The organism is Micromonospora sp. NPDC049891 (assembly GCF_040660295.1).
Classification (GTDB): Bacteria; Actinomycetota; Actinomycetes; order Mycobacteriales; family Micromonosporaceae; genus Micromonospora.
On the sequence record NZ_JBFAML010000015.1, the window covers coordinates 74172 to 100840 of the forward strand.

Sequence of the window (26669 nt, forward strand, 5' to 3'; positions counted from 1 at the left end):
CGCCGGACGTGTGATGTCGGTGAGGTGACCGTGCGGGTCGAGCCGGGCGGCCCCGGTGTGGTGGGTCCGCCCGGCTCGGGTGTCAGTTGCCGCGGACCTCGGCGGCGGCGGCGACCAGGTGCCGCAGGGACGCCTCGACCTCGGGGTAGCCGCGGGTCTTCAGCCCGCAGTCCGGGTTCACCCACACCCGGCGCGCCGGTACGGCCGCGACGGCCAGCCGCAGCGCCTCGACCACCTCGTCGCGCGGCGGCACCCGGGGCGAGTGGATGTCCCACACCCCGGGGCCGACACCCCGGCCGTAGCCGATCGCGGCCAGGTCGTCGAGGACCTCCATCTTCGACCGGGACGCTTCGATGCTCGTGACGTCGGCGTCGAGGGCGTCGATGGCGGTGATCACCTCACCGAACTCGGAGTAGCACAGGTGGGTGTGGATCTGCGTGTCGTCGGCGACACCGCTGGTGGCCAGCCGGAACGCGCCGACCGCCCAGTCCAGGTATGCCTTCTGGTCCGCGCTGCGCAGCGGCAACGTCTCCCGCAGCGCCGGCTCGTCGACCTGGATGACCCGGATCCCGGCGGCCTCCAGGTCGCGGCACTCGTCGCGCAGGGCCAGCGCTACCTGGTCGGCGGTGTCCGCGAGAGGCTGGTCGGTGCGGACGAACGACCAGGCCAGGATGGTGACCGGGCCGGTGAGCATGCCCTTCACCGGTCTGCTGGTCAGCGACTGCGCGTAGGTGGACCACTCGACGGTCATCGGCGCCTTGCGGGCCACGTCGCCGTAGATGATCGGCGGGCGTACGCAGCGGGAGCCGTACGACTGCACCCAGCCGTGCTCGGTGGCCGCGAAGCCGTCGAGCTGCTCGCCGAAGTACTGCACCATGTCGTTGCGTTCCGGCTCCCCGTGCACGAGCACGTCCAGGCCGAGCTGTTCCTGCAACCGGATGACCTGTTCCACCTCGGCGCGCATCCGGTGGGCGTAGCCGGCGTCGTCGAGGTGGCCGGCCCGGTGCGCGGCGCGGGCCCTGCGCAGCTCGGCGGTCTGCGGGAACGAGCCGATCGTGGTGGTCGGCAGCTCCGGCAGGCCCAGCCGCTCCTGCTGGCGGGCGGCCCGGGTGGGGTAGTCACCACGCTGCCGGTCGGTGGGACGCAGCGCGGCCAGGCGACCGCGTACGTCGTCGTGACGCCAGTCCGCCGGGGTCCCCGGCAGGGGCTCGGGTAGCGCGGTGGTGCCGTCGCGCAGCGCGCGGCCGAGCACGACGACCTCGTCGACCTTCTGCCGGGCGAACGCCAGCCGCTCGGACAGCCGGGGGTCGAGGTGGGTCTCGGCGGACAGGTCGACCGGCACGTGCAGCAGCGAGCAGGACGAGGACACGGCGACGTGGTCGGCCAGCCCGGCGACCGTCGCGCCGGCCGCGACGGCGGCCCGCAGGTCGGTGCGCCAGATGTTGCGCCCATCGACCAGGCCGGCGACGATCGTCTTGCCACCCAGTGGTCCGGCGGCCGCGAGCCGGTGCAGGTTGCCCGGTCCGGCGACCAGGTCCAGACCGACGGCTTCGACAGGGGTGCCCAGCAGGGCGGGCAGCGCGTCGCCGAGGTCACCGAAGTAGGTCGCGACGAAGATCCGGGGTCGGTGCGTGAGTTCACCGAGCCGGGTGTAGACGCGGCGCAGGGCGTCGATCTCGACCGGGGTGCGGTCGGCGACGTAGCCCGGCTCGTCCAGCTGCACCCAGCCGGCGCCCGCGTCGGCCAGGGCGGCGAGAATCCGGGCGTACGTCTCGACCAGGTCGTCGAGGCGGGCGAAGGGATCCTCACCCTTGGCCAGCAGCAGGAACGTGGCGGGTCCGACGAACACCGGCCGGGTGGTGATGCCCAGGTCGCGGGCCTCGGCGTACTCGCCCAACGCCTTCGCCGGATTAGCGGTGAAGACGGTGTCGGGGGCGATCTCCGGCACCAGGTAGTGGTAGTTGGTGTCGAACCACTTCGTCAGCTCCAGCGCCGGCTCGGCGTCGACACCCCGCGCCATGGCGAAGTAGGTGTCCAGGGTGGACAGGCCCAGCCGGGTGAACCGGGTCGGGACGGCGCCGACGGCCACGGCGGTGTCGAGCATGTGGTCGTAGTAGGAGAAGACATTCGACGGGATCGCGTCGAGCCGGGCGTCGCGGAGCGTCCGCCACACCTGCGCCCGCAGTCCGGCGGCGGTGCTGTCCAGAGCCTCGGCGTCGACAGCGCCGGCCCAGTACGCCTCGACAGCCTTCTTGAGTTCACGATTGGCACCGATGCGTGGGTAGCCGAGCACGGTGCTCTGCCCGAATGCGGTACTCACCAGGGGGTCCTTCCCTCGAAGTGTCCGGCGGACACGGAGAGGGGAAGACGGGTACACCTCGGGTACCGGCTTCCGCCCTGACCCTCCCGAGAGGCCGCCGGCGGCGCACACCGGCGGCGTGCGCAGCACTGGCAGGTCTTCGGACTCGCGGGCATGACACCAGGTCGCCTACTGGCCGTCGCTTCCCAGACCTCGCGGTCCAGTGCTTGTTGACGGCGGTCGTTCCCACTCACCGCTGCGGGGCAGTCCCGGTCTCACACCGGGTTCCCTCTTGCGACGTCCCGCCCGAGCGGACGGGACGAACCAGCGCCACCGGCCATGGTACGGGTCAGAGCGTGCCGACCGGTCGGGAGTGTCCGACGTACGGGACGGCGTGCGCCGCTGACCGGTTCGCCGGTGTCAGATGTTCCGGCGCGGCGGTGCGGCAGGGTTGCGCCGATGGCGGCAGGCTACGACCGGGCGGACGAGGGCGACGTCCCCACCGTACGCACCGCGGTCGACGACACCCTGCTCAGTTCCGGCTGCGCGGGCAGGAACAGGGTGGGGACACCGAGCGACTGGTTCATCGCGGCGAGTCGGTACTCGGCCTGAAGGTCTGTGGTGTCACGCACGCCGCGCACGATCACACCTACGTCGTGGCGACGGCAGTAGGTGGAGGTCAGCCCGCGCCAGGCCGCGACGGTGACGGAGGGCCATTCGACAGGCAACGCGGCCCGGACAGCGGCGGCTCGTTCCCGCTCGTCGGCGCCCGGGTGCTTGCCGCTGTTGACCGCGACGAGCACGACCACGTCGTCGAAGAGGGCACAGGCCCGCTCCACCACGTTCAGATGCCCGGCGGTGAAGGGGTCGAAGCTGCCGGGGTAGACCGCTCGTACGCGTACCCGACCGGGGGGTCGCGCCGCCGCGGGCGGCCCGGCGGATGGTCCGGGTCTCACGGCCGCAGGACCCGCTGCACGTCGCGAATGACCTGCTCGGAGGCGAGTGGCGACCATGAGGCGAACACTTCCTGGAAGTAACCGCCGTAGCGGGCCGCCACCGTGGGATCGTGCTCGATGACGTCCAGTTCGTTGACGATGCTCAGGTCCACGAGGGACCGGAGCTGAGCCGGCTTCGGTGTCCTCACCTGCCCTGCGAAACGGTCGAACACCTGGCCGGTCCGTGCCAGCTCCCGCCAGCTGCGTCCACGGTCGCAGGCGCCGTACAGGTAGACGAGCTCCTCGGCGTCGGCCCCGACGAGGTCCCGCAGTACGGAGCGATCGGCCCGGTCAAGCAGGGCGAGGTCGAACCCGTCGGTGCCGTAGACGGCGTGGGTGAGGCCCGCGGCCCGCACCTCATCGCCGCAGCCGAGCACGGCAAGTCGGTCGCTGACTCGACACAGGTGGGCGTACAGGTTGCCCCCCGGGTGCGCGATCTGCTCCGCCCCATGCCGGCGGAGCCAGCCCCGCGCGCCTTCGTCGGTGCCCATGGCCCGACTGTAGGTATCGGCTGCCGGAACCGCTGGCCCCGCGGGTGGGCAATATGTCACAGCACTGCGGGCGCCGGAACCCGGGAAGAGCTTGACGCCCCGAATCTCATCGAGCATGGTCGATTGGCATCGTTCTTCGAACGTCTTGACACGGGGAGGATTGATGAAAGCGTTCGTCACCACCGCCCTCGCTGCGGCCCTGCTGGTGCTGAGCACGGGCAGTGCGCCCAGTGGTCGGCCGGCCGCCGGCGCACCCTGCGCCGGGCAGATCCACTCGAATCCGGGATTCGAGCGTGGCACCACCGGCTGGGATGCCGGACCCCGCATCGTCGTGCTCGGCGACGCGGCCCGGCCGGCACACACCGGCCGGGCGTACGCCACCTTCGCCGGGTTGGACGTCACGCGTACCGACCTGCTGCGCACCACCGTCACGGTGCCGGCAGACTGCGACCTGACGGTCCGCTTCTGGGTCCGGACCACCACCACCGAGACCATGCGCGGCGACTACCTGAACGTCGGGCTGGCGGTCACCGGGATACCCCCGAAGACCAGGTTCTCACTGGCCTTCGACGGCGGGTCACAGTGGCGGCAGTACAGCATGTCGACCGGGACCGCGACGACCGAGCGCACCGCGACGGCCAGTTTCCTCGCCAGCGAGACGGCCGGTAACGGCGTCACGACCTTCGACGTCGACGACGTGACCTTCACGTTGAGCTGACCACGAAGGCAGCCAGCCACGCGCGCTACCGGCCGCCCGTTGCCCTGCTGGTACCGGGCGGCCGCCAGCGGCAGGGACCGTCCGCCGACAATGCGTCGTCATCGCGGACCTGCGGACGGCGCGGGCGGGCGAGGGTGTCCTCAGCGACCCGAACCGCCCGTTCTCAGTGACGCCTACGGGTCGAGCAGGAGCGCTTCGGCTCCCACCGGCCGGAAGCCAGCCGCCTGGAAAGCGCGGACGCTGCGGGCGTTGCCGGCGGCCTGCTGCGCCCAGACGGGCTGGCCGTCGGGCACCAGATGGCGGGCGGCCGTCGCCAGTGCCCGCCCGAGGCCCCGGTGGCGATGCCCCTCGTCGACCTCGATCGCCGTTTCCCAGCGGCCTGCCACACCGCGGCCGAGGATGACCAGTCCGCCGTCGGCCGCCCAGACCCGGAGGTCATCACGGCGCTTCCGTGCCCTGACCTGACGTGGATGATCCGCGCCCGCAGTTTCTTCCAGCTTCAGTTGGGGCTCACCGGCGAGGGGGCTCGCCACCGTCAAGAGGTCGATCGTGTCCATCGAGCGCCGGGTGCGGTCGAGCAGCGCGCTCAGGAAGGCCGGATTCATCGCGGCCGCCAGGGCGTCGCAGTCGAGAGCAGCCAGGGTGCGGCGTACCCACAGCGGGTCCTCGTCGGTGAAGATCACGGAATGGGCGGTGAAAGCGACAACTCCGGCGTCGCGGCTGCTTGGCTGTGGCACCACGGTGATGCCGCCGTCCGGTGCCGGGAAACGCCCCTGGGCCGCCGCATCGAGGATGTCGGCCAGTTCGCTGCCCATGATTATCCTTTCCCGGCTCCGGCGGTCCGCACGGTTGGTCCCGACAGCATCCCGAGCATGTCAGCTGCACGGTGACCGTGGTGCCCCGTGAACTCACCGCGAGCGCCCGTGCTCCCAGGTGGTCAGCCCGCGATGGTCTCGGTGGCTTCGGTTGCCCGGGCGGGGCGGCGCTCGGGGCCGCGGGCCAGGACGACGAGGAACATGGCGGCCATGACGGCAACGCCCACCAGCATGGCCTGCCGCCACCCGTCGACGAAGGCCTGCTGCGCGGCGTGGACCACCTGCGGGTTGTGGAAGCTGGCCTCCTTGGCCGCGTCCAGGGCGGTGGCGATTCCTGCACGGGCGGTGCTGGCGGTGGCCACGGGGACGCCGTGCAGCTTGTCGTCGATGGAGCTGCGGTAGCCGGCCGACACCAGTGCGCCGAGCATGGCGACGCCGAGCGCGGTGCCGAACTCGCGGGTGATGTCGTTGAGCGCGGAGGCCACGCCCTGCTTGGCAGCGGGGAGGGAGCTGGTGATCGCCTCGGTGGAGGGAGTCATCGCGAAGCCCATGCCGACGCCCATGGCGAGCATGCCGGGCAGGACGGAGAGGTAGCCGCCGTCCACCGAGACGACCAGGGCCATGAGGGTCAGACCCAGGCCACCCAGCGCGATGCCGAGGGCCATCGTGGATCGGGGGCCGATGCGGGTGGCCAGGCGAGGGGCCAGCGCGGACGTCATCATCATCAGGACCGCCATCGGCATCATCGCGAGGGTGGACAGCAGTCCCGACCAGCCGAGCACGGCCTGGAAGAACGGGAAGAGGACCACGGCGATGCCTGCCTGGACGCCGAAGACGACCAGGAGCGTGAGCGAACCGCCGGCCAGGCCCCGCTCGCGGAACAGGCGTACGTCCAGTAGTGCGGCGTCCCGGCGCCGCAGTTCCCAGGTCACGAACGTGACAAGCGCGGCAAGGCCGACGAGGAGGCTGATCACCGTGACGGGGTCACTCCAGCCGCGTTCCGGTCCTTCGTGCAGCACGTAGATGAGCCCGACCACGGCCACGCTGGAGGTCAGCGCGCCGAGCAGGTCGAAGGACTGGCCGGAGTGCTCGCGGGAGTTGGGCACCGACGTCAGCGCCATGGCAAGGGCCACGACGACCAGGGTCACGGGCAGGACGAACAGCCAGCGCCAGGAGGCCACGTCGACGAGCAGGGCGGAGAGGAACATGCCGAGGATGCCGCCGCCACCGGCGATGCCCGTCCATACGCCGATCGCCTTACCGCGTTCGTGTTCTGGGAACGTGGAGGTGATCACGGCGAGGGTGATCGGCATGATCATCGCCGCGCTGACGCCACTGAGCATCCGCGCCGCGAGCATGATCTCGGCGTTCGGGGCCAGGCCCGCCGCGACGCTCGCGACACCGAATACGACCAGCCCGGCTACCAGCATGGGCTTGCGGCCCAGCCGGTCGCCCAGGGCGCCGAGCGGGAGCAGCAGCGCGGCCAGGGTGAGGGTGTAGCTGTTGATGATCCACAGGACGGTGGTCTGTGCGGCACCGAAGTCGACCGCGAGGTGGGTCTGGGCCACGTTCAGGCCAGAGACGGAGGCGATGATGGCCATCAGGGCGACGGAGACCGCGATCAGGATCATCCGCAACTGACGTGTGTCGGGAGCGCCTCCGCCGACCGCAGCGTCGCTTCGTGCGGTGGTGAGCGGTGCTGGCTGGTGCGTACTCATGGATTCCTCTCCGCAAGGGCAGCGGCCCGGCGTGGTCCGGCCGGGTCGGCACGACGCTACCCACACGGTGCTCCAGGGGCATACAATGTTGCCCATGACGCAAGACGATGATGACCTGGACAGCCTCGTACGCAAACGGATCCGTGCGCTGCGGGTCGCTCAGGGGTGGTCCCTGGAGGAACTGGCCACCCGGGCCCGGCTCAGTCAGTCCTCGCTGAGCCGCATCGAGAACGGACAGCGCCGCCTCGCCCTGGACCAGCTCGTCACGCTCGCGCGCGCCCTGGACACCACCCTGGACCAGCTCGTGGAGACCGCCTCCGACGACATCGTCACCAGCCCGATGATCGATGGTGCCCACGGGATGATGCGCTGGCCCATCAAGGCCGACCCGGGCATGTCCGTGGTCCGCCAGCGCATGACCCAGCCACCCCCGGACAACCCGGCGCGCATGCGCGCCCATCCTGGGCGTGAGTGGCTGGTGGTCCTGTCCGGCACGGCGGTCCTGATGCTGGGACATCGCCGCTTCCGCCTCGAGACCAACCAGGCCGCCGAGTTCCCGACCATGCTGCCGCACGCCATCGGCGCTGACGGCGGCCCCTGCGAGATCCTGGGCATCTTCGACCGCGACGCCCGCCGTGGACACCAACAGGGCAAGCGCGAGCCCTCAGAACAGTGACGGCGCCGGTCGGTGCACCACCGCGGGCACGGCACGCGACGACCGTTCTTGCGCGTCGGGCAGCTCTTTCCGCAATCGTCTTGCGTAATCGGGAAGCGATCGTGCCGCAGCCGAATGATCGTCTTAATGTCGCGGTATGACCCACTCTTCCCACCACGAGCGCCACGACGACGCCGGGCAGGCGGAGATCCTCGACCTGGACGCGGAAGTCCTCGCCGCGCACACCACCGAGATCACCGCCTGGCTATCCCTCGACACTCCCCCGCGCCAGATCGTGGATCTGGGCAGCGGAACCGGAGCGGGAACCTTCGCCCTGCTCGACCGTTTCCCCGAGGCGCAGGTGACCGCTGTCGACTCGTCGGCCGGGCACCTCCAGCGCCTGCGGGAAAAGGCGTACGCCCGGGGTGAGACGGAGCGGGTGCGGACCGTCCAGGCCAACCTCGACGAGCCCGACTGGCCCGACCTGGGCTCCCCGGACCTGGTGTGGGCCTCGGCGTCGATGCACCACCTGGCCCACCCCGAACGGGTCCTGCGCGCGGTCCACGACCTGCTGCCCGAGGGCGGCCTGTTCGCCGTCGTGGAACTGGCCGGATTCCCGCGTTTCCTCCCCGAGAACGCCCCGGACGACCGGCCCGGCCTGGAAGAGCGCTGCCACGCAGCCGGCGACCGGGTGCATGCCGAGCACCTCCCCCACCGCGGCGCCGACTGGGGGCCGATGCTCACCGCCGCCGGATTCACCGTCGAGGGCGAGCGCCTGGTGGACGTGAACATCGACGGGGCGGGCGACCAGGCCGTCGGCGCCTACGCCCACGCCGGCCTCCAGCGCATCCGACACAAGGTCGCCGACGCCCTCGCCGCCGAGGACCTTGCCGCGCTCGACCGGCTGCTCGACGCCGACAGCCCACACAGCATCCGGCGCCGTACTGATCTCACCGTCCGAACCAGACGCACCGTGTGGGCAGCACGCCGATCGACTGCATCGAGTCGGCGCGCCACGCCCTCATCCACCTACTCGGTGATCACCGGCCAGGCGTAGGCCAGCAGAGCGCACGCCGCTCCGAGCAGTGCGAGCGAGACCCCCCGGGTGGGCAGGGGCAACGCGGCGAGCACCAGCAAGATGACCGCGACGACATAGAGGAACGCCTGTACCGACATGGCAGTCTCCTTAGGGTTGGCTGAAGGCGGATCGATCTCTACCCCCACCGTCCAGGTTGCGAAACCCCGGCCGGCCCGACGCTGATCGCAACTGCGCCCGACGGCGGACCGTCGTCGTACCGCAGCGGGAGTCCGATCTCCCGCCTGAGCAGGATGCGGGCAGCCCGAGACCCAGCGAGCATGCACATATGTCAAGTACTTTCCGGACACTGAAGGCCGTGGCCACAAGCGTCGCGCTGGTGGCCACGATCGCTGTCGTACCCGCATCCGCCACAGCGCAGCCGGGTCCGTCAACCGGTCCGGCCGCCGGCGGTCTTGATCGCGCCGAGCTGCGGGCGGCCCTCACCGCGGTACCCGAAGCCGGCGTTCCAGGCGTGCTGGTCGCGGTGCGCGACGGCCGGCACGACTGGCGCGACGCCGCCGGTCAGGCGTTCCTGACCCGACCTCGACCGATGCAGCCACAGCTGAGGCACCGGATCGGCAGCGTCACCAAGACGTTCGTCGCCACCACCGTGCTCCAACTCGTCGACGAGGGCCGGCTGGGCCTCGACGACCCGATCGGGCAGTGGCTGCCGGACACCGTGCCGGGTGAGCGTGGTGCCCAGGTCACCGTCCGGATGCTGCTGAACCACACAAGCGGCATCGGCAACTACACGAACGCGTTGATCGACTCCTACGCGGCGATCAACCAGATGCAGGTCACCACGTACGCTCCGGCTGACCTGGTCGCCGTGGGCCTGGCCATGCCACCGACGAACGCTCCCGGCGCCGTCTTCAGCTACTCGAACACCAACTATCTCCTGGCCGGACTGATCATCGAAGCGGTCACCGGCAACGATGCGGCGAACGAGGTGCAGCGACGCATCCTGCGGCCGCTGAAGCTCACCGGAACATCCTTCCCCGGCACCGATCCGAAGATTCGTGGCCCGCACAGTGGTGCCTACTTCGCCCCGTTCGGGGTGCGCGACCTCAGCGAGTTCAACATGAGCTGGGCCTGGACGGCCGGCGAGATGATCGCCACCGCAGCCGATCTGAACACCTTCTTCCGGGCGCTGCTCGGCGGTGACCTGCTCAGCCCGGCCACCCTCGACGAGATGCTCACCCGGGTACCGATCCTGCCGGAGCAGCCCGAAGCCGGCGGCTACGGTCTCGGCATCTACTCACTTCCCACCCCGTGCGGCGAGTTCTGGGGCCACGACGGGGCGACCATCGGTCACCTGACGTTCTCGCTGCACAGCCGCGACGGTTCCCGCCAGGTGTCGACCGGGGTCAACATCAGCCACTACCAGGTCGGCCTGCCCGATCCGCACCCGATCGACATCGCCTGGAACACGTTGCTGCGCGCCGCGATGTGCCCGGCCAGCGAGGTGACCAGCCGCTCGACAGAGACCGTTCCGCAGTTGCCCGGCGTGGCCCGGATGCCCGGCAACGACGCGGCGGTGGCGACGCCCTAGGCACCCTGACCCTGTCTGGACGCCGGCCTGTTCCCCAGTCATGGACGGGGATGCTGCGGGCCGGCGTCCAACGGGTCCTTCAGCTTGAGTACCGGTGAGAAGATCAGAACCAGTGTCGGCAGCAGGAGACCCGCCACCCCGATGAACAGGCCGTTGCGAACTCCGAAGGTGGTGGCCACCAAACCGGTGGCCAACGAGCCCAGCGGAACCGCCGCGTAACTGGCCAACCGCATGACCGCGTTGACCCGCCCGAGCAGATTCGCCGGCGCCACGGTCTGCCGCAGCGTCACCGAGCCGATCACTGAGATGGTCACGCCGAACCCGGTCACCAGGTACGACGTGGCGATCAGGATCCCGGAGGTGAGCGGCGGCCCGTCGGCGAGGGGCACCAGCACCGGAGCGACACAGCCCAGCGCGGTGCCGGCCACGAACGTGGGGCCGAATCCGAAGCGGCGCACCACGCGCGGTGCGACCGCGGCCCCCGCCAGCCCGCCCAGGCTGCCGACACTGATGCACAGGCCGAGCATCCCGGCGCCGAGATCGAGCTGGGTCAGCGCGTACAACACGATTAGTGTCTCGCCGAACTGGACGAAGAAGTTGTAGGTGAACGACTCCAGGCAGATCGTGCGCAGGAACGGGTTGCGCCGCACGACCGCCACGCCGTCGGCGACCTGCCGACGCAGCCCGACCTTCGCCCCGCCGTCGTCGACCGGCGAGGTGTCCGGGGTGCGGATCGCCCTGAGCGTGAGCACCGACAGCAGATAGGACACGGCGTCGACCAGCAGGGTGACCGGCGCCGTCAGCACCTGGACCAGCCCTCCGGCGACACCGGGACCGGCAACCTCGGAGATGGAGTAGCTGACCGACAGCTTGCTGTTGCCGTCGACCAACTGGTCCCTGCTCACCACTGACGGCAGGTAGGACAGGTAGGCCACGTCGAAGACCACGGTGCCGACGCCGATCAGCAGCAGCGCCACGGACAACCAGCTCAGATGCAGCAGGCCGGTGACCCCGGCGATGGCGATGGCGGCGATCAGCACCCCGCGCAGCAGGTTCGCCGCGATCATCGCCGGGCGGGGTGGGTGCCTGTCGATCCACAGCCCCACCGGCAGGGTGAGGAACAGGAAAGGCAGGAACTCCATGGTGCGCAGCAGGCTGAGCTGTCCGGCGTCGGCGCCGAGCGCGGTGATGGCCAGCACCGGTACGGCGAAGGTGGTGATCTGGCTGCCGATCATCGAGACGGACTGGCCGCCCCAGAACCAGAGGAAGTCCCGGTTGCGCCAGATCGACGCCGCCTGCTGGGACGTGACCGTCGTACTCGTCATCCCGCACCTCCGCGCTCCGCCTTACCCGGAGGCCACCTATGTAACCATCATTGTTGTTTTGGTGGTGTCATCCTGCCCTGCTGATGGGACACTGGGTGGGTGAGTACCGGTCGAACTGTCCCCGCCACCGCGCCCGGACGGCTGCATCTGGTGCAGCGCTTTCTCAACTCGCTGCACGTCGAGCGGGGCACCGACGCGCTGGACGAGCCCGTCCTGGCGTACACCTGGATGGTTGAGGCGGGCCTGACGCCGCCCCCCGCGCCCGGCCCGGTCGAGCTGGACCGGTTGCGGACCCTGCGCAGGGAGCTGCGAGCCAGATGCGGCGACGGCTCTCCCGACGACGAGGCCCTCGCCCGCCTCGCGCTCGACGTGCCACTGGTGGTGCTGCCCGGCGTCACGGGAGCCCTGCACCTGGCCCCGGGCCGGGATGACCACTCCGCAGCGCTGGCCATCCTTCTCGCAGCCGCCTACGAGGCCCAGTCGGACGGCACCTGGTCCCGACTCAAGACCTGCCACCACGGCGGTTGCCGCTGGGTGTTCTACGACGAGTCACGCAGCCGGACGGCGACCTGGTGCGCCATGGGTGTCTGCGGCAATCGCACCAAGGTCGCCGCCTACCGCCGTCGGCGCCAGAGCGCCTGACAGCTGTCTCGTTGCCGTCGGCGACAAGCGCGGCCCGCCTCGCTCATCGACGTCGTGGACCCGGAAGATGATCCAGCACGCGTACGGTGTCGTCGGGACCGTCCATGCGCAGGTATGTCTTCGTCTCCTCCAGCCCTCCCCCGCACAGCACCTGGACGTCGATGCCGTGGTCCAGCAGTGACAGGGTGTCCCTCTCATCCAGTTGGCTGACGTACTCCGCCACCGTCAGATGGTCGTGGCAGATGAGTTGTGCTGCCGCGAGACGCAGGGCCAGCGGCAGGTCGGCACAGCGGGTGGCGAGTCGCTCCACGGCGGCGTCGCTGGCCCCACGGGTGAGCATCCGCCGAAGGAGCCGGGTTGCCTCGTCCCGTCGCAGCGGTGCCAGGTGCAGCGGTCGTGCGCCCTCGTGCGCGATCAGGGAGGGTAGCCGGCTGCGGCTGGTCAGCAGGACGGGGCAGCTCCCGACGCCGGGTAGCAGGGGCCGGACCTGGTCGGTGTCGGCGGCGTTGTCGAGCACGATCAGCACCCGCCGACCGGACAGCCGCGACCGGAACAGTGCTGCGGCCTCGTCGACGTCGGTGGGAAACGCCGCTGGTTCCACCCCGAACGAGCGCAGGAAGTAGTGCACCACGGTCAGCGTCTGCGCGGGCGGTCGTCGGGTGTCGAAGCCGTGCAGGTTCACGTAGAGCTGTCCGTCGGGGAACTGCTCGCGGACGCGGTGGGCCCAGCGGAGTGCCAGCGCCGACTTGCCGACCCCGGCAGTACCGCTGATCAGGGCGAGTCGGCAGGTGCCCGTCGGGTCGAGCAGGGCGTCAAGTTGATCCATCTCGCGCTCACGACCTGCGAAGTCGTGAACGTCGAACGGGAGTTGAGCCGGCGACGCCTCGGTCCGCCGCGGGACGGTCCGGGCTGGTGCCGGAAGGTCGAGTGACCGGTCGGCGTTGAGGATCGCCTTCTCCAACTGAGCGAACTGGATACCCGGGTCCAGGCCCTGCTCGTCGGCCAAGCGGCGACGATACGCCCGGGCGGTGCTCAGTGCGTCGGAGCGCCGGCCGCACCGATGGTGTGCCAGCATCAGCTGACAGACGAGCTGTTCGTGCTCGGGGTGCTGGCGGACCAGATCCTGCAACTCGCCGATGAGGTCGTCGTGGTGGCCCAGTGCCAGTTCAGCCTCGGTCAGCAGGGCGCGGGCCGCCAGGCGTGACTCGTGCAGCTGTCGTCGGGCCGCTGTTGCGTAGGGCGCGGTCACCCCGGCGAGGGCGTCGCCCCGCCACAGCGCCAGAGCTTGGCGCAGCAGCTCCACCGACACCGGCCAGTCGCCACGCCGCTGCGCCGCGCGGGCGTTGCTGACGTGTCGGTCGAAGACGGGGGCATCCAGGTCGCCGTCGGCCAGGATCATCAGGTACCCGCCGGGACGGGTCCGGATCACGTCGGCCATGCCCAGATCACGCAGCGCGCGTCGGAGCGTGGAAACCCCGACATGCAGTTGGGACAGCGCGGACGGGGGCTCGGCCCCTCCCCACAGGGCCTCGATCAGCTGCGGCGGAGTGACCACCTGGTTGGCATGCAGCAGCAGATAGCCCAACAACGCTCGGTGCCGGGGCTGGCCGACCAACACCGGACCATCGGCTCCGACGACCTCCACCGAGCCGAACACCCCGAACCGCATACCCACCCCCCGTAGGTCGATCCAAGCCTATCGAAGGGCTGGCAACCGCGTGGCTGGTGATCGGCAAGCTGGCAGATAAGCGCCGCCTCACACACTGGTCCCGTTGGTCGTGGGGCGCCTGCCGTGCGGGACCGGGCTGATCCGACGTCGAATATCGGGCACGCTCAGCTACCTGAGCCGCCCTCGAGCACGGGACGTACCGACGTCCATTGACGACACACGGGGAGGAAGAAGACTGTGCGTGAATTCGGCGGGCGAAAGCTCGCGACAGTACTGATGGTGACGGGTGTTCTCGCCGTACCGGGTGGGAGCCCGGCCCAGGCCGCCGCAGCGGATCTGGCTTGTCCGACCCCGGCGGCCCTGCTGGCCGGTCTTCGGGCTGATCCGCTGACCGACGAGGCGGCCGGGAATCCCGCCGTGCTGGAGGGCGTGAGCTGCGCCCTGCCCTGGGCCACCGCGGTCGTGCCGGCGGAAGGCGAGTACGACGCGTCGTTCGTGCTCTTCCGCTACGAGGACGTGGCGCAACAGTGGAAGCCGCTCAACGTCGGTTCGGGCGGTGTCTGCGACGAGTCGACACCGGCCGACATCGCAGCCCAGCTCGACGGATGCCAGCTCAACGACTCCGGCGACGAACTGCCCGACGACGATCCGATAGACGAGACCGAGGATCCCTCGGCGGCCGGGGCACCCCAGGGCTCCGACGGTGGCGAGGGGTTCACGGCGACGGCCTCCTCGATCGGCGGGCCGATCACTCGGGCCGAGATCATGCAGCGCGCCCAGGGCTGGGTGGACCATCAGCCCGGACCGTACAGCCAGCGGGCGTTCTCCTGGGATCCGCCGCGCACCCGCAAGTACCGGCGTGACTGCTCCGGTTACGTGGGCATGGCCTGGCATCTGAATGCCGACCCCAGCACGCACACGCTGCACAACTTCTCCAACCAGATCAACAAGGCTGATCTACAGCCCGGCGACATCCTCAACATCGCCGCGAAGCACGTCGTCCTGTTCAAGAGCTGGAAGACCGACCGTCGGCACTTCACCTACTACACCTTCGGGTCGACGCCAGTGAAGATCCGGACGGCGGCGATCGACGCCGGAACCATCGACAGTCACCGGGCCACCAGCTATGTGGCACGGCGATACACGAAGATCGCGAAGCCCACCACGCCGCCTGCCCCGCCGAAGCCGGCCGGTCGCGACGCCCCGACGGTCGCCTACGACCAGGGCGACGGAACGATGCGGATGTACCGCTGGCTCTCCGGCGGAAGTTCCTTCAACCGCACCACCGACTACGACTCCGGGTCCTTCCGGCTCAGCGCGGTCGGTGACCGGATGGCCGCCGGTGACGTCGACGGTGACGGCAAGGACGACATCGTCATGGCCTACCAGCACGCCGACGGCACCTTCTCCTACTACGTCTGGCGCAACGGCAACGCCTCCGCCCGCGTCTGGTACACCAGCGGGTCGTTCGGCCTCAACCGGGTCGGCGGACGTCTCGTCCTCGGCGACTTCAACGGCGACCGCAAGGCCGAACCGGCGATGGCCTACGACCAGGGCGACGGAACGATGCGCATCTACCGCTGGCTCTCCGACGGCGACTCTTTCAACCGCACCACCGACTACAACTCCGGATCCTTCCAACTCAGCGCGGTCGGTGACCGGATGGCCGCCGGTGACGTCGACGGTGACGGCAAGGACGACATCGTCATGGCCTACCAGCACGCCGACGGCACCTTCTCCTACTACGTCTGGCGCAACGGCAACGCCTCCGCCCGCGTCTGGTACACCAGCGGGTCGTTCGGCCTCAACCGGGTCGGCGGACGTCTCGTCCTCGGCGACTTCAACGGCGACCGCAAGGCCGAACCGGCGATGGCCTACGACCAGGGCGACGGAACGATGCGAACCTATCGCTGGCTCTCCGACGGCGACTCTTTCAACCGCACCAGCGACTACGACTCCGGGTCCTTCCGGCTCAGCGCGGTCGGTGACCGGATGGCCGCCGGTGACGTCGACGGTGACGGCAAGGACGACATCGTCATGGCCTACCAGCACGCCGACGGCACCTTCTCCTACTACGTCTGGCGCAACGGCAACTTCTCCGCCCGCGTCTGGTACACCAGCGGACCGTTCAACCTGAACAACGTCGCCGGGCGCCTCGTACTGGGCAACTGGTAGGCGCTGACCCGGCATGCCTCCGGTACGGCCTCCGCACGGGGATGCGGAGGCCGTACCGCTGCCTGCACTCGCTGGACTCGTAGGACAGCCCCACGTCCCAGGGCGTCGGTGCAGGATAGGGTGGCCGACGGCGCTGGTTCGCCCGACCGTTCCGGTCGGGCGTCGTAAGGCTGCCGTCGACCTCAAGGGCGGGTCGGGCGGGTGACGCGCCGCAACGGCGCGTCCCTCGACGTGCACGCCGGCGGGTCGGTGGCTTGTAGCCCGAGGACGGACGCCACCGTGCACGACACGACCACTCTCGCCGGCCGACCACCGTCGGCCTCCCACCTGACCCTGTCGCAGATCATGGACCAGCACCACACCAACCTGATGGGCACGGTCCATGGTGGCCGGATTCTCAACCTCATCGACTCCGTCGCCGCAGTGGTCGCCGCCCGGCACTCGGACGGCCCGGCAGTCACCGCCGCCATCGACGAGACCGCCTTCCTGCGCGCGGTCCGGGTCGGCGACGTCGTACCCGTCGGCGCCCGGATCACCTGGGCGGGTCGCAGTTCCATGGAGGTCACCGTCAAGGTCACCGCCGACCGTTGGGACCGGGCCGTGCCACCGACCGACGTGGCCACCGCCCACCTGGTCATGGTCGCCGTCGACGACAACGGACACCCCCGGCCGGTGCCACCGCTGCTACCCCGGACCGACGGAGACCGGCGCCGATACCGCGAGGCGCAGATCCGCCGCGAGCACCGCCTGGCCCTGCGGCAGGCCCTGCTCGACGGCACCGAGGAGCGCTGAGTCGTACTGGGACTCTCCGCAGCGGCCCGGCCCGACGCGGGCGGCGGGCCTCCCGCCGCCCGGGTGGCTGACGGCCACTTGCCGAGGCGGGTCAACCGGACCTGTGCGTCGCGCTCGGACTACGGTCAGCCGCCGGCTGAGCTGGCAGGGTCGGGCTCGGGACCGGCTCACACGGCGCGGATGAGCCGGCCGGGGCTTCCAGTGGTGAGAATCAGCGCACGACCTGGGCGGCCTGCTGCGCGGCGGTGACGATCACGTCGGAGACGACGCCGGGCTGGGTCGCATACAGGGCGTGGCTGGCCGGGACGTTGGTGATCGCCGCGTTGATGCGTTTGGCCATGTGCTGCAGCATTGCCTGGTCGAATGCCTTGTCCTCGGTCGCGATGACTGCCCAGCTCGGCTTGTCGCGCCAGGCGGCGTTCTTCACCGGCGTCGCGAAGGCTGCCATGTTGATGGGCACCTGCGAGTCGCGGAGGAAGGCGGCGTCGGCGTCACTGGCGTCCGCGGCGAAACCGGCCTTGAACGCGTCGGCGTTGAGGAAGCCGTAGCCGTCCTCGGCGACGTCGATGACGAAGTCGGGCGTCGGGGCGAAGCCCTCGTACTGCTGGGCGGTGGTCTCGCCCGCGTCGGGCGCCAGCGCCGAGACGTAGACCAGTCCGGCGACGTTCGGGTGCACTCCCGCCTCGGTGATGACCGTGCCACCCCAGGAGTGGCCGACGAGAATCGTCGGGCCGTTCTGCAGGTCCAGCACCCGCAGGGTCGCCGCGACGTCGTCCTCGAACGAGGTGAGCGGGTTCTGCACGATCGTGACCCGGTAGCCCCGGGACGTCAGCTTGTCGTACACGCCGCGCCAGCCGGAACCATCGGCGAACGCGCCGTGCACGAGCACGACGTTCTTGACCTCTTGACCGGTGGTGCTCATGTGACTGTCCTTCCGTCGCCGCGCCGGGTTTCTCCGGGCGGGCCTCAGGCCGGCGACCACCGGCTCCGATGTGCAATATATTGCACATCGGAGCACGCAACAAGGGCGCGGCAGACTGCGTGAGACCACACATTTCGGGATCTTTCTCCGCCCGACCCGTCGCCTCGCCATGTCGTGGACCGGTCCACTCCCGGGAGAGGTCGCCATCGCTACGAGGCTCGGCGCGCGGCCGAGGGCGGAACGCCGTTGGCGACGGCCGCGCCCACGCGTGGCGGCGCGAGTGCATTGCGCGATGTCAATAGCATCGTCACCGCGCCGGGGGATCGGAGAAAAGGACATGTCCTACCAGGATCGCGGTTCGATGCCGCAGGACCCTTCGACAGGCCAGACTCAGCCGATCACGTCGGGCCCTCCTGAGGCATTCGATGTCCCACGTGACTCCACCGCGCACCGTCCGGCCACGACACCTGGGCCGCCGCCCAGTCCGGCCACGGCACCCGGGCTCGGGCCGCCACCCGGCTCCGGCGCGCTCCCGTCGGACCAGCCGGACGGCCAACGGCCGCCGGCCTGGCCCGGCCCGACGTCAACCGCGGCCGCGCCCCGGTCCAGCCGGAGAGTCTGGTGGCTGGTGGGCGGTGCCGCGTTCCTCGCCCTGGCACTGTGCGCGGGTCTCGCGGTCACGATGGTCTCCGTCGTCTCCCGGATGTCGGCCACCCAGCCGGACCAGGCCGATCGACAGGCGGCAGACCTGCTGTACGAAGCGGCGCGCAACCTGTACGACTCCGAGGCACAGCGCTATCGCGGAACGCTGACTGCCGGCCTGGCCGGCTCGGTGACGATCGATTCGCAGGTGACCAGCGACGGCACCATCCTGTCCACCGTCGAATTCGACGGCAGCCGGGGCGAACTACTCGACCTGGGCTACAGCGGCGTGTTCGCCCGTGGTGGCAGCGCCTTCTGGTCGGCGGTCGGAGCACCCTCGACCGATGCGAGGCTGTACGGCGACGCCTGGGTGCGGGTGGACGCCGACAGGCTGGGTTTCGATCCGAGGGCGCTGGTCCCGTCCACGCTCGCGGCGGATCTGGTACCCGGTGTCGGCGACGGTGCGGGCGCCGACCCGGAACTGGCGGCGACGCTCGGCGAGTTGCAAACGATCAACGGGGTCGAGACCCGCCAGGTACTCACGCCCAACGCGCTGGTGTCAATCAGCACCAGTCAGCCCCGTCGGATCGTCCGGATCGAATCGGCGCGGACACCTACCCCCACGACGACCAGGACGATCCGGTACGACGGTCGACGTTCCACCACCTACGGCTACCAGTTGGCCGGGCAGGCGGAGGATGACCGACTGGCACTGGACCTGAGCACGTTGTCCTCGACGGAGTTGGACGCGTTCTTCGCGGCGGTGAAGCAGCGGGTCAGACAACTGGTCGACGCGTTCGACTCGCAGGTGAGCTTCAAACTGGACGGCAACGGTCGGATCGGGCCGTGCCTACAGACGTCGTGCCTGGCCACGTACACGATCAGCAACGTCGTGGACCTCCAGTCGGAGTACCTGCTGTCCAGCGGTCCGGTGACCGCTGAGGTGACGATCACCATGACGCTCGACGGACGAAAAGTGCGCACCTGCAAGCGGTCCGTCAGGATGCCGGCCAACGGCTCAGCGACCGTGGAATGCCTGGCCAGCTACACTCTGCCGCGTACCCGGACGCCGAGAACGTACACCGTCCGAGCAACGGTTCAGGCTCGGGCCAAGGCCGTCGTCAAGGCCGACATCGACCGGATGATCGAGGACGTCGCCCGGTTGGAAGCGGCGAAGCGGGCCCGGCAGGATCCGGCAGGCGCTCCGCCACCGTCGCCCCCCGCGACCGTCACGTCCCCGACCGGCCCGACCGGCGGTAAGCCCGTCGGTAATCCAACCGTGATCAGACCCAACCAGGACGAATCGGTGAAGCGTTCGTTGCAACGAGAGAATGACGCGGCGGCCATCCTCGCCGACAAGGGCTACCGGGTTCGGCAGAATCCCAGTCCCGCCGAGGTGGCCAAGGCACGGGCCCGGACCGGCGACAGCGGGAAACCGACAAGCAGGCCGGACTATCTGTTGGAGGGACGCGTCTTCGACGTCTATTCGCCCTCGGCGACCAAGGACGCGCGCGGGATCGGCTTCGAAGTCGGCGTCAAGGTCAGCAAGCTGCAGACTCAGCGAGTGGTGATCAACCTGCAGGACTGGCAGGGAAATGTGGCTGACTTGCAGAAGCAGTTCCGGGACTGGCCCATCCCGGGACTGAAGGAGCTCAAGGCGATCACCCGGGCTGGTGAGATCGTGCAGATTCTGTGAGGAGGCCCGGACCGCGTGTCCATTGACTACCGACTGACCCTTGCCGGTGACGTTCCCTTGGATCGGGTCGCCGCCCGGGCCTTTCCGGAGCCTGCTGACGCCGCTGCCTTCGAGCCGTACGAGTCGATTCTCGTTGCCGATCTGTGGGATCGGCGCGGCTTCGGCGTCACGGTTCACGCAGGCCGCGAAGGGTATGTCGACGGCCTGGCTGACGATGCCCGGTGGGAGTGGGAGCCGGACCCGTACACGACGTTGAGCTTCGACATGGACAAGAACGCCCCGGACGATCGGGGGATCGACAACCTGATGGCGGCAGTGAGCCGGGTGCTCCGTTCCGGTGCCGAGGACGCCGCGCTGGTGCTCAACGGCGAGGTAGTGGTGCTGACCAGGTTCGGTGGCGAGCTGCGGAAGCACAACCGGCAACGCTGGTGGAGCCACTACCCCGGCGCGGAGGCGTCGATCGGCGACTGACGGGTGTGCCGGTCGATGGCAGGGCGCCAGTTCTCGACGTGCACCAGCGGGATCGCCGGCGTTACGGTTCGACCGTGCGGTCACTTGCCGTGATACGCGGCGCGCATGATTTCCTGCATGTCGTCGAGCATCGGCATCCGCGGGTTGGCCGGGGCGCACTGGTCCTCGTAGGCGTTGAGTGCCTGTTGCGGCAGTGACGCCAGGAACGCCTCCTCGTCGACGCCGACCGCCTGGAAGGACGGCTCGATGCCGACGGCGTCGCGCAGCCGCTCCACCGCGGCGGCGTACGACTCGACGCCCTCCTGCGCGGTGGCCGCCGGCAGGCCCAGCATCCGGGCGATGTCCTGGAACCGCTCGGGCGCCCGGTAGTCCTCGTACTTGGGCCACCCGGTCAGCTTGGCCGGTGTCGTGCCGTTGTAGCGGATGACGTGCGGCATCAGGATGGCGTTTGTGCGTCCGTGCGCCACGTGGAAGGTGGCCCCCAGCGTGTGCGACATGGCGTGCACGATGCCCAGGAAAGCGCTGCCGAAGGCCATGCCGGCGATGGTGCCCGCGTTGTGCATCTTCTCCCGGGCCTCGGCGTCGGCCGCGCCGTGGCGCACCGCCCGCTCCAGGTATGTGAAGATCAGCTTGATGGCCTGCAACGCGAGTCCGTCGGTGAAGTCGTTGGCGTAGACGGAGACGTACGACTCGGTGGCGTGGGTCAGCGCGTCGAAGCCGCTGTCCGCGGTGATGGTGGGCGGCAGGTCAGCGGCGAGCACCGGGTCGACGATGGCCACGCTCGGCGTGAGGGCGTAGTCGGCGAGGGGGAACTTCTTGCCGGAGGCGGTGTCGGTGATGACCGCGAACGGAGTCACCTCGGCGCCCGTGCCGGAGGTGGTGGGGATGCAGACCAGTCGGGCCCGTTCCCCCAGCGTCGGGAACTTGAACGCTCGTTTGCGGATGTCGAAGAACTTCTCCCGCATGTCGGCGAAGACCACCTCCGGGTGCTCGTAGCGCAGCCACATCACCTTCGCGGCGTCCATCGCCGAGCCTCCGCCCAACGCGATGATCGTGTCGGGTTGGAAGGACCGCATCAGCTCCGCGCCCCGGTCCACCGTGGCGACGCTCGGCTCCGGTTCGACATCGTCGATGATCTGCAGGGCGATGCGGTCGGGCCGCTGCTGCAGGACGGTGATCAGCCGGTCGACGTACCCCAGTCGGGTCATGGTGTGGTCGGTGACCACGGTGACCCGGTGCACGTCGGGCAGGTCTGCCAGGTAGCGGATCGCGTTCGCCTCGAAGTAGATCTTCGGCGGGACCTTGAACCATTGCAGGTTGTTGGTCCGGCGGCCGATCCGCTTGATGTTGAGCAGGTCGACCGCGGTGACGTTGTTGGACACCGAGTTGCGTCCGTAGCTGCCGCAGCCCAACGTCAACGACGGCAGGAACGCGTTGTACATGTCGCCGATGCCGCCCTGCGAGGCGGGCGCGTTCCAGATGATGCGCACGGCCTTGACCCGCCGCCCGTACTCTTCGACGAGGTGCGCGTCCTCGGTGTGGATGACTGCGCTGTGGCCGAGGCCGTTCAGCTCGACCATCTGCTCGGCGTACCGGATTCCGTCCTCGGTCGACTCGGCGCGCAGCACGGCCAGCACGGGGCACAGCTTCTCCCGGGTCAGCGGTTCGGCCGGGCCGACGTGGTCCACCTCGACCAGGATCACCGACGTGTCGGCCGGCACGGTCAGGCCGGCGCGTTCGGCGATCCACACCGCGCTCTGGCCGACGACCTGCGGATTGAGCCGCGCACCGGCGCAGTCGGTGCCACCGGCGGCGGCGCCGAAGACCAGTTCCTCGATCCGGCGCTTCTCGTCCGGGGTGGCCACATGGGCGTGCAGCCGCTGGAACTCGGCCATAACCGCCGGATACACCTCGGTATCGATGATCACCGCCTGCTCGGAGGCGCAGATCATGCCGTTGTCGAACGACTTCGACAGCACGATGTCGTGCGCCGCCCGGCGCAGCTTCGCGCCGCGGTGGACGTACGCCGGCACGTTGCCGGCGCCCACGCCGAGGGCCGGCTTCCCCGAGGAGTACGCCGCCCGTACCATGCCGTTTCCGCCGGTGGCCAGGATCGTGGACACTCCAGGGTGCTTCATGAGCGCGCCGGTGGCCTCCACGGAGGGCTGTTCGATCCACTGGATGCAGTGCTCGGGTGCTCCCGCAGCGATGGCGGCGTCCCGGACCACCCGGGCCGCCTCGGCACTGCACCGCTGGGCAGCCGGGTGAAAGGCGAAGATCATCGGGTTACGGGTCTTCAGGCCGAGCAGCGCCTTGAAGATGGTGGTCGACGTGGGGTTGGTGACCGGGGTGACGGCGCAGACCACGCCGACCGGCTCGGCGATCTCGACGATGCCGTTGATCTCGTCACGGGAGATGACCCCTACCGTCTTCAGGCCCGCCATGTGATTGGTGACGTGCTCACACGCGAAGATGTTCTTGACGGCCTTGTCCTCGAAGACGCCGCGGCCGGTCTCGGCCACCGCCATCCGGGCCAGGTCCGCGTGCCGGCTCAGCGCCGCGACGGAGGCCTTCGCCACGATCCGGTCGACGTGCTCCTGGTCGAGGTCGGCGTAGTCGTCCAGAGCCCTGAGTCCGTTGCCGACCAGGGTCTCGATTGTCGGCCCGGTCCCGTTGGCCGTCCCGGTCTTGCCGGCGGCCCCGCTCGCCGGCGGTGGGGCCGGGGTCGGCAGAGGGCTCGTCGCGGTCGCGGCGGTCATACCTATCACTCCGATCGTCGGTGCCGGGTCACGTCGTCCGGTCACACCCTGATCGTCGCCGCTGCACCGGTATCCGCGCCGGTGGCCAGTGGCCGGACCTCCCGGGTCTTTCGCCCCTGACCGCCCGGTCGTCCCCGAGGGAGGCTCGAAGAGAGCTTCCAGGAGGAGACATGGTCCAGCAGCACAGCACGGCAGTCCGGCCAGAGCAGCACGCGACGGTGCGGCCCGACCCGTGGCGCGGCTTCCACGGCGACGCCTGGCGCGACAGTGTCTACGTCGCCGCGTTCGTCCGCGACAACGTCACCCCGTACCACGGCGACGCCCGGTTCCTCGCCGGGCCCACCGCCCGTACCACCGAGTTGTGGGACCGGCTGCGCGACATGTTCGTCACCGAACGCGAGCGCGGGATCTACGACGTCGACCCGCACACCCCCGCCACGATCACCTCGCACGCGCCCGGCTGGATCGACCGGGAACGCGAACTGATCGTCGGGTTGCAGACCGATGCGCCGCTGCGCCGGGCCATCATGCCCAACGGTGGGCTGCGGATGGTGGAGAACGGGCTCGCCGCGTACGGCTTCGAGCTGGACCCGCAGGTGCGCCAGATCTTCACGTCGTACCGCAAGACCCACAACGCGGGAGTCTTCGACGCCTACCCCGCCGACGTGCTGGCGGCGCGGCGCTCGCACATCGTCACCGGACTTCCCGACGCGTACGGCCGAGGTCGGATCATCGGCGACTACCGGCGGGTCGCGCTCTACGGCGTAGACCGTCTCGTCGCCGAGCGCGAGGCGGTCAAGGCGTCCCTGGACGATCGTCCGTGCACCGAGGACGTCATCCGCGACCGTGAGGAGCTGGCAGAGCAGATCCGCGCCCTCGGCGAACTCAAGGAGATGGCCGCCGGCTACGGCCACGACATCAGCGCGCCCGCCACCACCGGCCGCGAGGCGATCCAGTGGCTCTACTTCGCCTACCTGGCCGCCACCAAGGAACAGAACGGCGCCGCCATGTCGCTGGGGCGCACGTCGACCTTCATCGACGTGTTCCTGGACCGCGACATCGCCGAGGGCCGGCTCACGGAGTCCGCCGCGCAGGAGCTGATCGACGACTTCGTGATCAAGCTGCGGATCATCCGGTTCCTGCGTACCCCGGAGTACGACGAGTTGTTCTCCGGCGACCCCACCTGGGTCACCGAGGCGATCGGCGGCGTCGGCGCGGACGGTCGGCCGCTGGTGACCCGCACCAGCTTCCGGTACCTGCAGACGCTGTACAACCTCGGTCCGGCGCCGGAGCCGAATCTGACCGTGCTCTGGTCGGCCGACCTGCCCAGCGGTTTCAAGCGCTTCTGCGCCCAGGTGTCGCTGGACACCAGCGCCATCCAGTACGAGAACGACGACCTGATCCGGCCGGTGTACTCCGATGACACGGCGATCGCCTGCTGCGTGTCGGCGATGCGCGTCGGCAAGGACATGCAGTACTTCGGTGCCCGCGCCAACCTCGCCAAGGCCCTGCTCTACGCGATCAACGGCGGTCGGGACGAGATCAGCGGCGAGCAGGTCGCGCCCGCCACGCCGCCGGTCACCGACGACGTGCTGGACTACGACACCGTCCTGGCCGCGTTCGACCGGACCCTCGACTGGCTCGCGCGCACCTACGTACGCGCGCTCAACGTCATCCACTACATGCATGACAAGTACGCCTACGAGCGGCTGGAGATGGCGCTGCACGACCACCCGGTGCACCGCTTCCTCGCCACCGGAATCGCCGGGCTCTCCGTCGCCGTGGACAGCCTCTCGGCGATCAGGCACGCCCAGGTGAAGGTGCTGCGCGACGAGACCGGCCTGGTCACCGACTACACCATCGACGGTGACTACCCGGCCTTCGGCAACAACGACGATCGGGCCGACGCGATCGCCGTCGACCTGGTGCAGCGTTTCATGGAGAAGGTGCGGGCGCAGCCGACGTACCGGGATGCCGAGCCGAGCCTGTCGGTCCTCACCATCACCTCGAACGTGGTCTACGGCAAGCACACCGGCAACACCCCGGACGGTCGCCGGGCCGGCGAGCCGTTCGCCCCCGGCGCGAACCCGATGAACGGCCGGGACACGCACGGCCTGGTCGCGGCGGCGCTGTCGGTGGCGAAGCTGCCGTACGCCAGCGCCCGCGACGGCATCTCGCTCACCAGCACGGTCACTCCGGACGGGCTGGGCCGCACCCGCGACGAGCAGATCGACAACCTGGTCGGGGTGCTCGACGGTTACGCCGACTCGGGCGGCTTCCACCTCAATGTCAACGTCCTCGACCGGGCCACCCTCGAAGACGCCATGGCGCACCCCGAGCGGTACCCCCAACTGACCATCCGGGTCTCCGGGTACGCGGTGAACTTCGTCCGGTTGACCCGCGAGCAGCAGCGCGACGTCATCTCCCGTACCTTCCACGGCCGGCTCTGATGACGACGATCGTCTGGCCGTCGCGCCCGCACGTCGTCCCCGCCGGTGCGGTGGTCGGGTCCGTCCACTCCTTCGACACGTCGACCGGAGTGGACGGACCCGGCACCCGATTCGTCGCCTTCCTCGCCGGCTGCCCGCTGCGCTGCCGCTTCTGCCACAGCCCCGACACCTGGTACCAGCGCAGCGGCCGGCCGATGACCGTCGACGAGCTGGTCACCGAGATCCGGCGGTACGAGCGGTTCATCAAGGTGGCCGGCGGTGGCGTCACGCTCAGCGGCGGCGAGCCGCTGCAACAGGCGCGGTTCACCGCCGCCGTGCTGCGCAGGTGCAAGGACATGGGCCTGCACACCGCCCTGGACACCAGCGGTTTCCTGGGCGATCGCGCCTCCCCGGAACTGCTCGACGCGACCGATCTGGTGCTGTTGGACATCAAGAGCTGGGATCCGGCGACCTACCGCCGGGTCACCCGGACCGGTGCGGTCGCGCCGACGCTGCGCTTCGCCCGCCGTCTCGCCGAGCGGGGCACCCCGATCTGGATCCGCTTCGTCCTCGTGCCGGGCCTCACCGACGACCCGGCCAATGTGGCCGGCGTCGCCGACTTCGTCGCCACCCTGCCGACCGTGCAGCGCGTGGAGGTGCTGCCGTTCCACCGGCTCGGCGAGCACAAGTACCGCGCGCTGGGGGTGCCGTTCCCCTGCGCCGACACTGCGCCACCCACACCCGACCTGCTCGACCGCGTCCGTGCCCAGTTCACCGACCGAGGGCTGCTGACCCTGTGACCGCTCCGCCGAAAAGGGGAGGACCC

General features: G+C 69.8%; 21 protein-coding genes and 1 riboswitch. Of the genes, 11 read left to right on the forward strand and 10 right to left on the reverse strand.

The window, feature by feature from the left end; genetic code table 11:
• Nucleotides 1–82 precede the first annotated feature (82 nt).
• From metE to AB0I71_RS19990, 3 genes are all read right to left on the reverse strand, one after another.
• On the reverse strand, nucleotides 83–2320 hold the full coding sequence (metE, locus tag AB0I71_RS19980; RefSeq protein WP_357586659.1) for a 5-methyltetrahydropteroyltriglutamate--homocysteine S-methyltransferase: 2238 nt from the start codon (nucleotides 2318–2320) through the stop codon (nucleotides 83–85).
• Nucleotides 2321–2432: 112 nt separating this feature from the next.
• Nucleotides 2433–2643, reverse strand: a riboswitch (cobalamin riboswitch).
• A 126-nt stretch (nucleotides 2644–2769) separates the two neighbouring features.
• Nucleotides 2770–3255, reverse strand: a complete 486-nt coding sequence (gene coaD, locus AB0I71_RS19985) for a pantetheine-phosphate adenylyltransferase (RefSeq protein ID WP_357586661.1) — start codon at nucleotides 3253–3255, stop codon at nucleotides 2770–2772.
• Complete coding sequence (locus tag AB0I71_RS19990; protein ID WP_357586663.1) at nucleotides 3252–3785, reverse strand: DUF6817 domain-containing protein; 534 nt, start codon at nucleotides 3783–3785, stop codon at nucleotides 3252–3254. Before AB0I71_RS19990 ends, coaD begins: the two co-directional genes overlap by 4 nt.
• 163 nt (nucleotides 3786–3948) lie before the next feature.
• Between AB0I71_RS19990 and AB0I71_RS19995 the strand changes: the two genes are divergently transcribed.
• Nucleotides 3949–4503: a hypothetical protein gene (locus AB0I71_RS19995; protein WP_357586665.1), complete on the forward strand. Its 555-nt coding sequence runs from the start codon at nucleotides 3949–3951 to the stop codon at nucleotides 4501–4503.
• Between the two features lie 173 nt (nucleotides 4504–4676).
• Here the strand turns inward: AB0I71_RS19995 and AB0I71_RS20000 are convergent, their stop codons facing one another.
• Both AB0I71_RS20000 and AB0I71_RS20005 read right to left on the reverse strand, forming a co-directional pair.
• The gene (locus tag AB0I71_RS20000) at nucleotides 4677–5318 is read right to left on the reverse strand and encodes a GNAT family N-acetyltransferase (protein ID WP_357586666.1); all 642 of its coding nucleotides are present in this window, start codon (nucleotides 5316–5318) and stop codon (nucleotides 4677–4679) included.
• Between the two features lie 122 nt (nucleotides 5319–5440).
• Nucleotides 5441–7036 (reverse strand): DHA2 family efflux MFS transporter permease subunit, encoded by a 1596-nt coding sequence (locus tag AB0I71_RS20005; RefSeq protein WP_357586668.1) that lies wholly within the window; start codon nucleotides 7034–7036, stop codon nucleotides 5441–5443.
• 94 nt (nucleotides 7037–7130) lie between these two features.
• Here AB0I71_RS20005 and AB0I71_RS20010 point away from each other — a divergent pair, with 94 nt between their 5' ends.
• On the forward strand, nucleotides 7131–7712 hold the full coding sequence (locus AB0I71_RS20010) for an XRE family transcriptional regulator (RefSeq protein ID WP_357586670.1): 582 nt from the start codon (nucleotides 7131–7133) through the stop codon (nucleotides 7710–7712).
• Between the two features lie 136 nt (nucleotides 7713–7848).
• Entirely contained in the window at nucleotides 7849–8748 is a 900-nt protein-coding gene (locus tag AB0I71_RS20015; protein ID WP_357586672.1) for a class I SAM-dependent methyltransferase, read from the forward strand.
• Here the strand turns inward: AB0I71_RS20015 and AB0I71_RS20020 are convergent.
• Nucleotides 8721–8867 carry a hypothetical protein gene (locus AB0I71_RS20020; RefSeq protein WP_199172089.1) on the reverse strand — a complete coding sequence of 49 codons (147 nt, stop codon included), beginning with the start codon at nucleotides 8865–8867 and terminating at the stop codon, nucleotides 8721–8723. The genes AB0I71_RS20015 and AB0I71_RS20020 overlap by 28 nt on opposite strands.
• A 218-nt stretch (nucleotides 8868–9085) precedes the next feature.
• On the opposite strand from AB0I71_RS20020, the gene AB0I71_RS20025 reads away from it, so the two are divergent.
• On the forward strand, nucleotides 9086–10321 hold the full coding sequence (locus AB0I71_RS20025) for a serine hydrolase domain-containing protein (RefSeq protein WP_357586674.1): 1236 nt from the start codon (nucleotides 9086–9088) through the stop codon (nucleotides 10319–10321).
• Between the two features lie 38 nt (nucleotides 10322–10359).
• On the opposite strand, the gene AB0I71_RS20030 is transcribed toward AB0I71_RS20025, so the two are convergent.
• Nucleotides 10360–11646 (reverse strand): MFS transporter, encoded by a 1287-nt coding sequence (locus AB0I71_RS20030; protein ID WP_357586676.1) that lies wholly within the window; start codon nucleotides 11644–11646, stop codon nucleotides 10360–10362.
• Between the two features lie 99 nt (nucleotides 11647–11745).
• Between AB0I71_RS20030 and AB0I71_RS20035 the strand changes: the two genes are divergently transcribed.
• The gene (locus AB0I71_RS20035) at nucleotides 11746–12288 is read left to right on the forward strand and encodes a CGNR zinc finger domain-containing protein (protein ID WP_357586678.1); all 543 of its coding nucleotides are present in this window, start codon (nucleotides 11746–11748) and stop codon (nucleotides 12286–12288) included.
• A gap of 43 nt (nucleotides 12289–12331) precedes the next feature.
• On the opposite strand, the gene AB0I71_RS20040 is transcribed toward AB0I71_RS20035, so the two are convergent.
• The gene (locus tag AB0I71_RS20040; protein WP_357586680.1) at nucleotides 12332–13957 is read right to left on the reverse strand and encodes a BTAD domain-containing putative transcriptional regulator; all 1626 of its coding nucleotides are present in this window, start codon (nucleotides 13955–13957) and stop codon (nucleotides 12332–12334) included.
• A gap of 279 nt (nucleotides 13958–14236) precedes the next feature.
• Here AB0I71_RS20040 and AB0I71_RS20045 point away from each other — a divergent pair, with 279 nt between their 5' ends.
• The gene (locus AB0I71_RS20045) at nucleotides 14237–16132 is read left to right on the forward strand and encodes an FG-GAP-like repeat-containing protein (RefSeq protein ID WP_357586682.1); all 1896 of its coding nucleotides are present in this window, start codon (nucleotides 14237–14239) and stop codon (nucleotides 16130–16132) included.
• A gap of 279 nt (nucleotides 16133–16411) precedes the next feature.
• Entirely contained in the window at nucleotides 16412–16924 is a 513-nt protein-coding gene (locus tag AB0I71_RS20050) for a hotdog domain-containing protein (protein WP_357586784.1), read from the forward strand.
• 211 nt (nucleotides 16925–17135) lie between these two features.
• Here AB0I71_RS20050 and AB0I71_RS20055 read toward each other — a convergent pair whose 3' ends face one another.
• On the reverse strand, nucleotides 17136–17846 hold the full coding sequence (locus AB0I71_RS20055) for an alpha/beta hydrolase (protein WP_357586683.1): 711 nt from the start codon (nucleotides 17844–17846) through the stop codon (nucleotides 17136–17138).
• A gap of 1948 nt (nucleotides 17847–19794) precedes the next feature.
• Between AB0I71_RS20055 and AB0I71_RS20060 the strand changes: the two genes are divergently transcribed.
• Nucleotides 19795–20184, forward strand: a complete 390-nt coding sequence (locus AB0I71_RS20060; RefSeq protein ID WP_357586786.1) for a hypothetical protein — start codon at nucleotides 19795–19797, stop codon at nucleotides 20182–20184.
• 15 nt (nucleotides 20185–20199) lie between these two features.
• Complete coding sequence (locus tag AB0I71_RS20065; protein ID WP_357586685.1) at nucleotides 20200–20655, forward strand: SitI3 family protein; 456 nt, start codon at nucleotides 20200–20202, stop codon at nucleotides 20653–20655.
• 80 nt (nucleotides 20656–20735) lie between these two features.
• On the opposite strand, the gene adhE is transcribed toward AB0I71_RS20065, so the two are convergent.
• Complete coding sequence (adhE, locus tag AB0I71_RS20070; protein ID WP_357586687.1) at nucleotides 20736–23459, reverse strand: bifunctional acetaldehyde-CoA/alcohol dehydrogenase; 2724 nt, start codon at nucleotides 23457–23459, stop codon at nucleotides 20736–20738.
• Between the two features lie 125 nt (nucleotides 23460–23584).
• Between adhE and pflB the strand changes: the two genes are divergently transcribed.
• Both pflB and pflA read left to right on the forward strand, forming a co-directional pair.
• Nucleotides 23585–25864, forward strand: a complete 2280-nt coding sequence (pflB, locus tag AB0I71_RS20075; protein ID WP_357586689.1) for a formate C-acetyltransferase — start codon at nucleotides 23585–23587, stop codon at nucleotides 25862–25864.
• Nucleotides 25864–26643 (forward strand): pyruvate formate-lyase-activating protein, encoded by a 780-nt coding sequence (pflA, locus tag AB0I71_RS20080; RefSeq protein ID WP_357586691.1) that lies wholly within the window; start codon nucleotides 25864–25866, stop codon nucleotides 26641–26643. The genes pflB and pflA overlap by 1 nt, the downstream gene beginning before the upstream one ends.
• Nucleotides 26644–26669 lie beyond the last annotated feature (26 nt).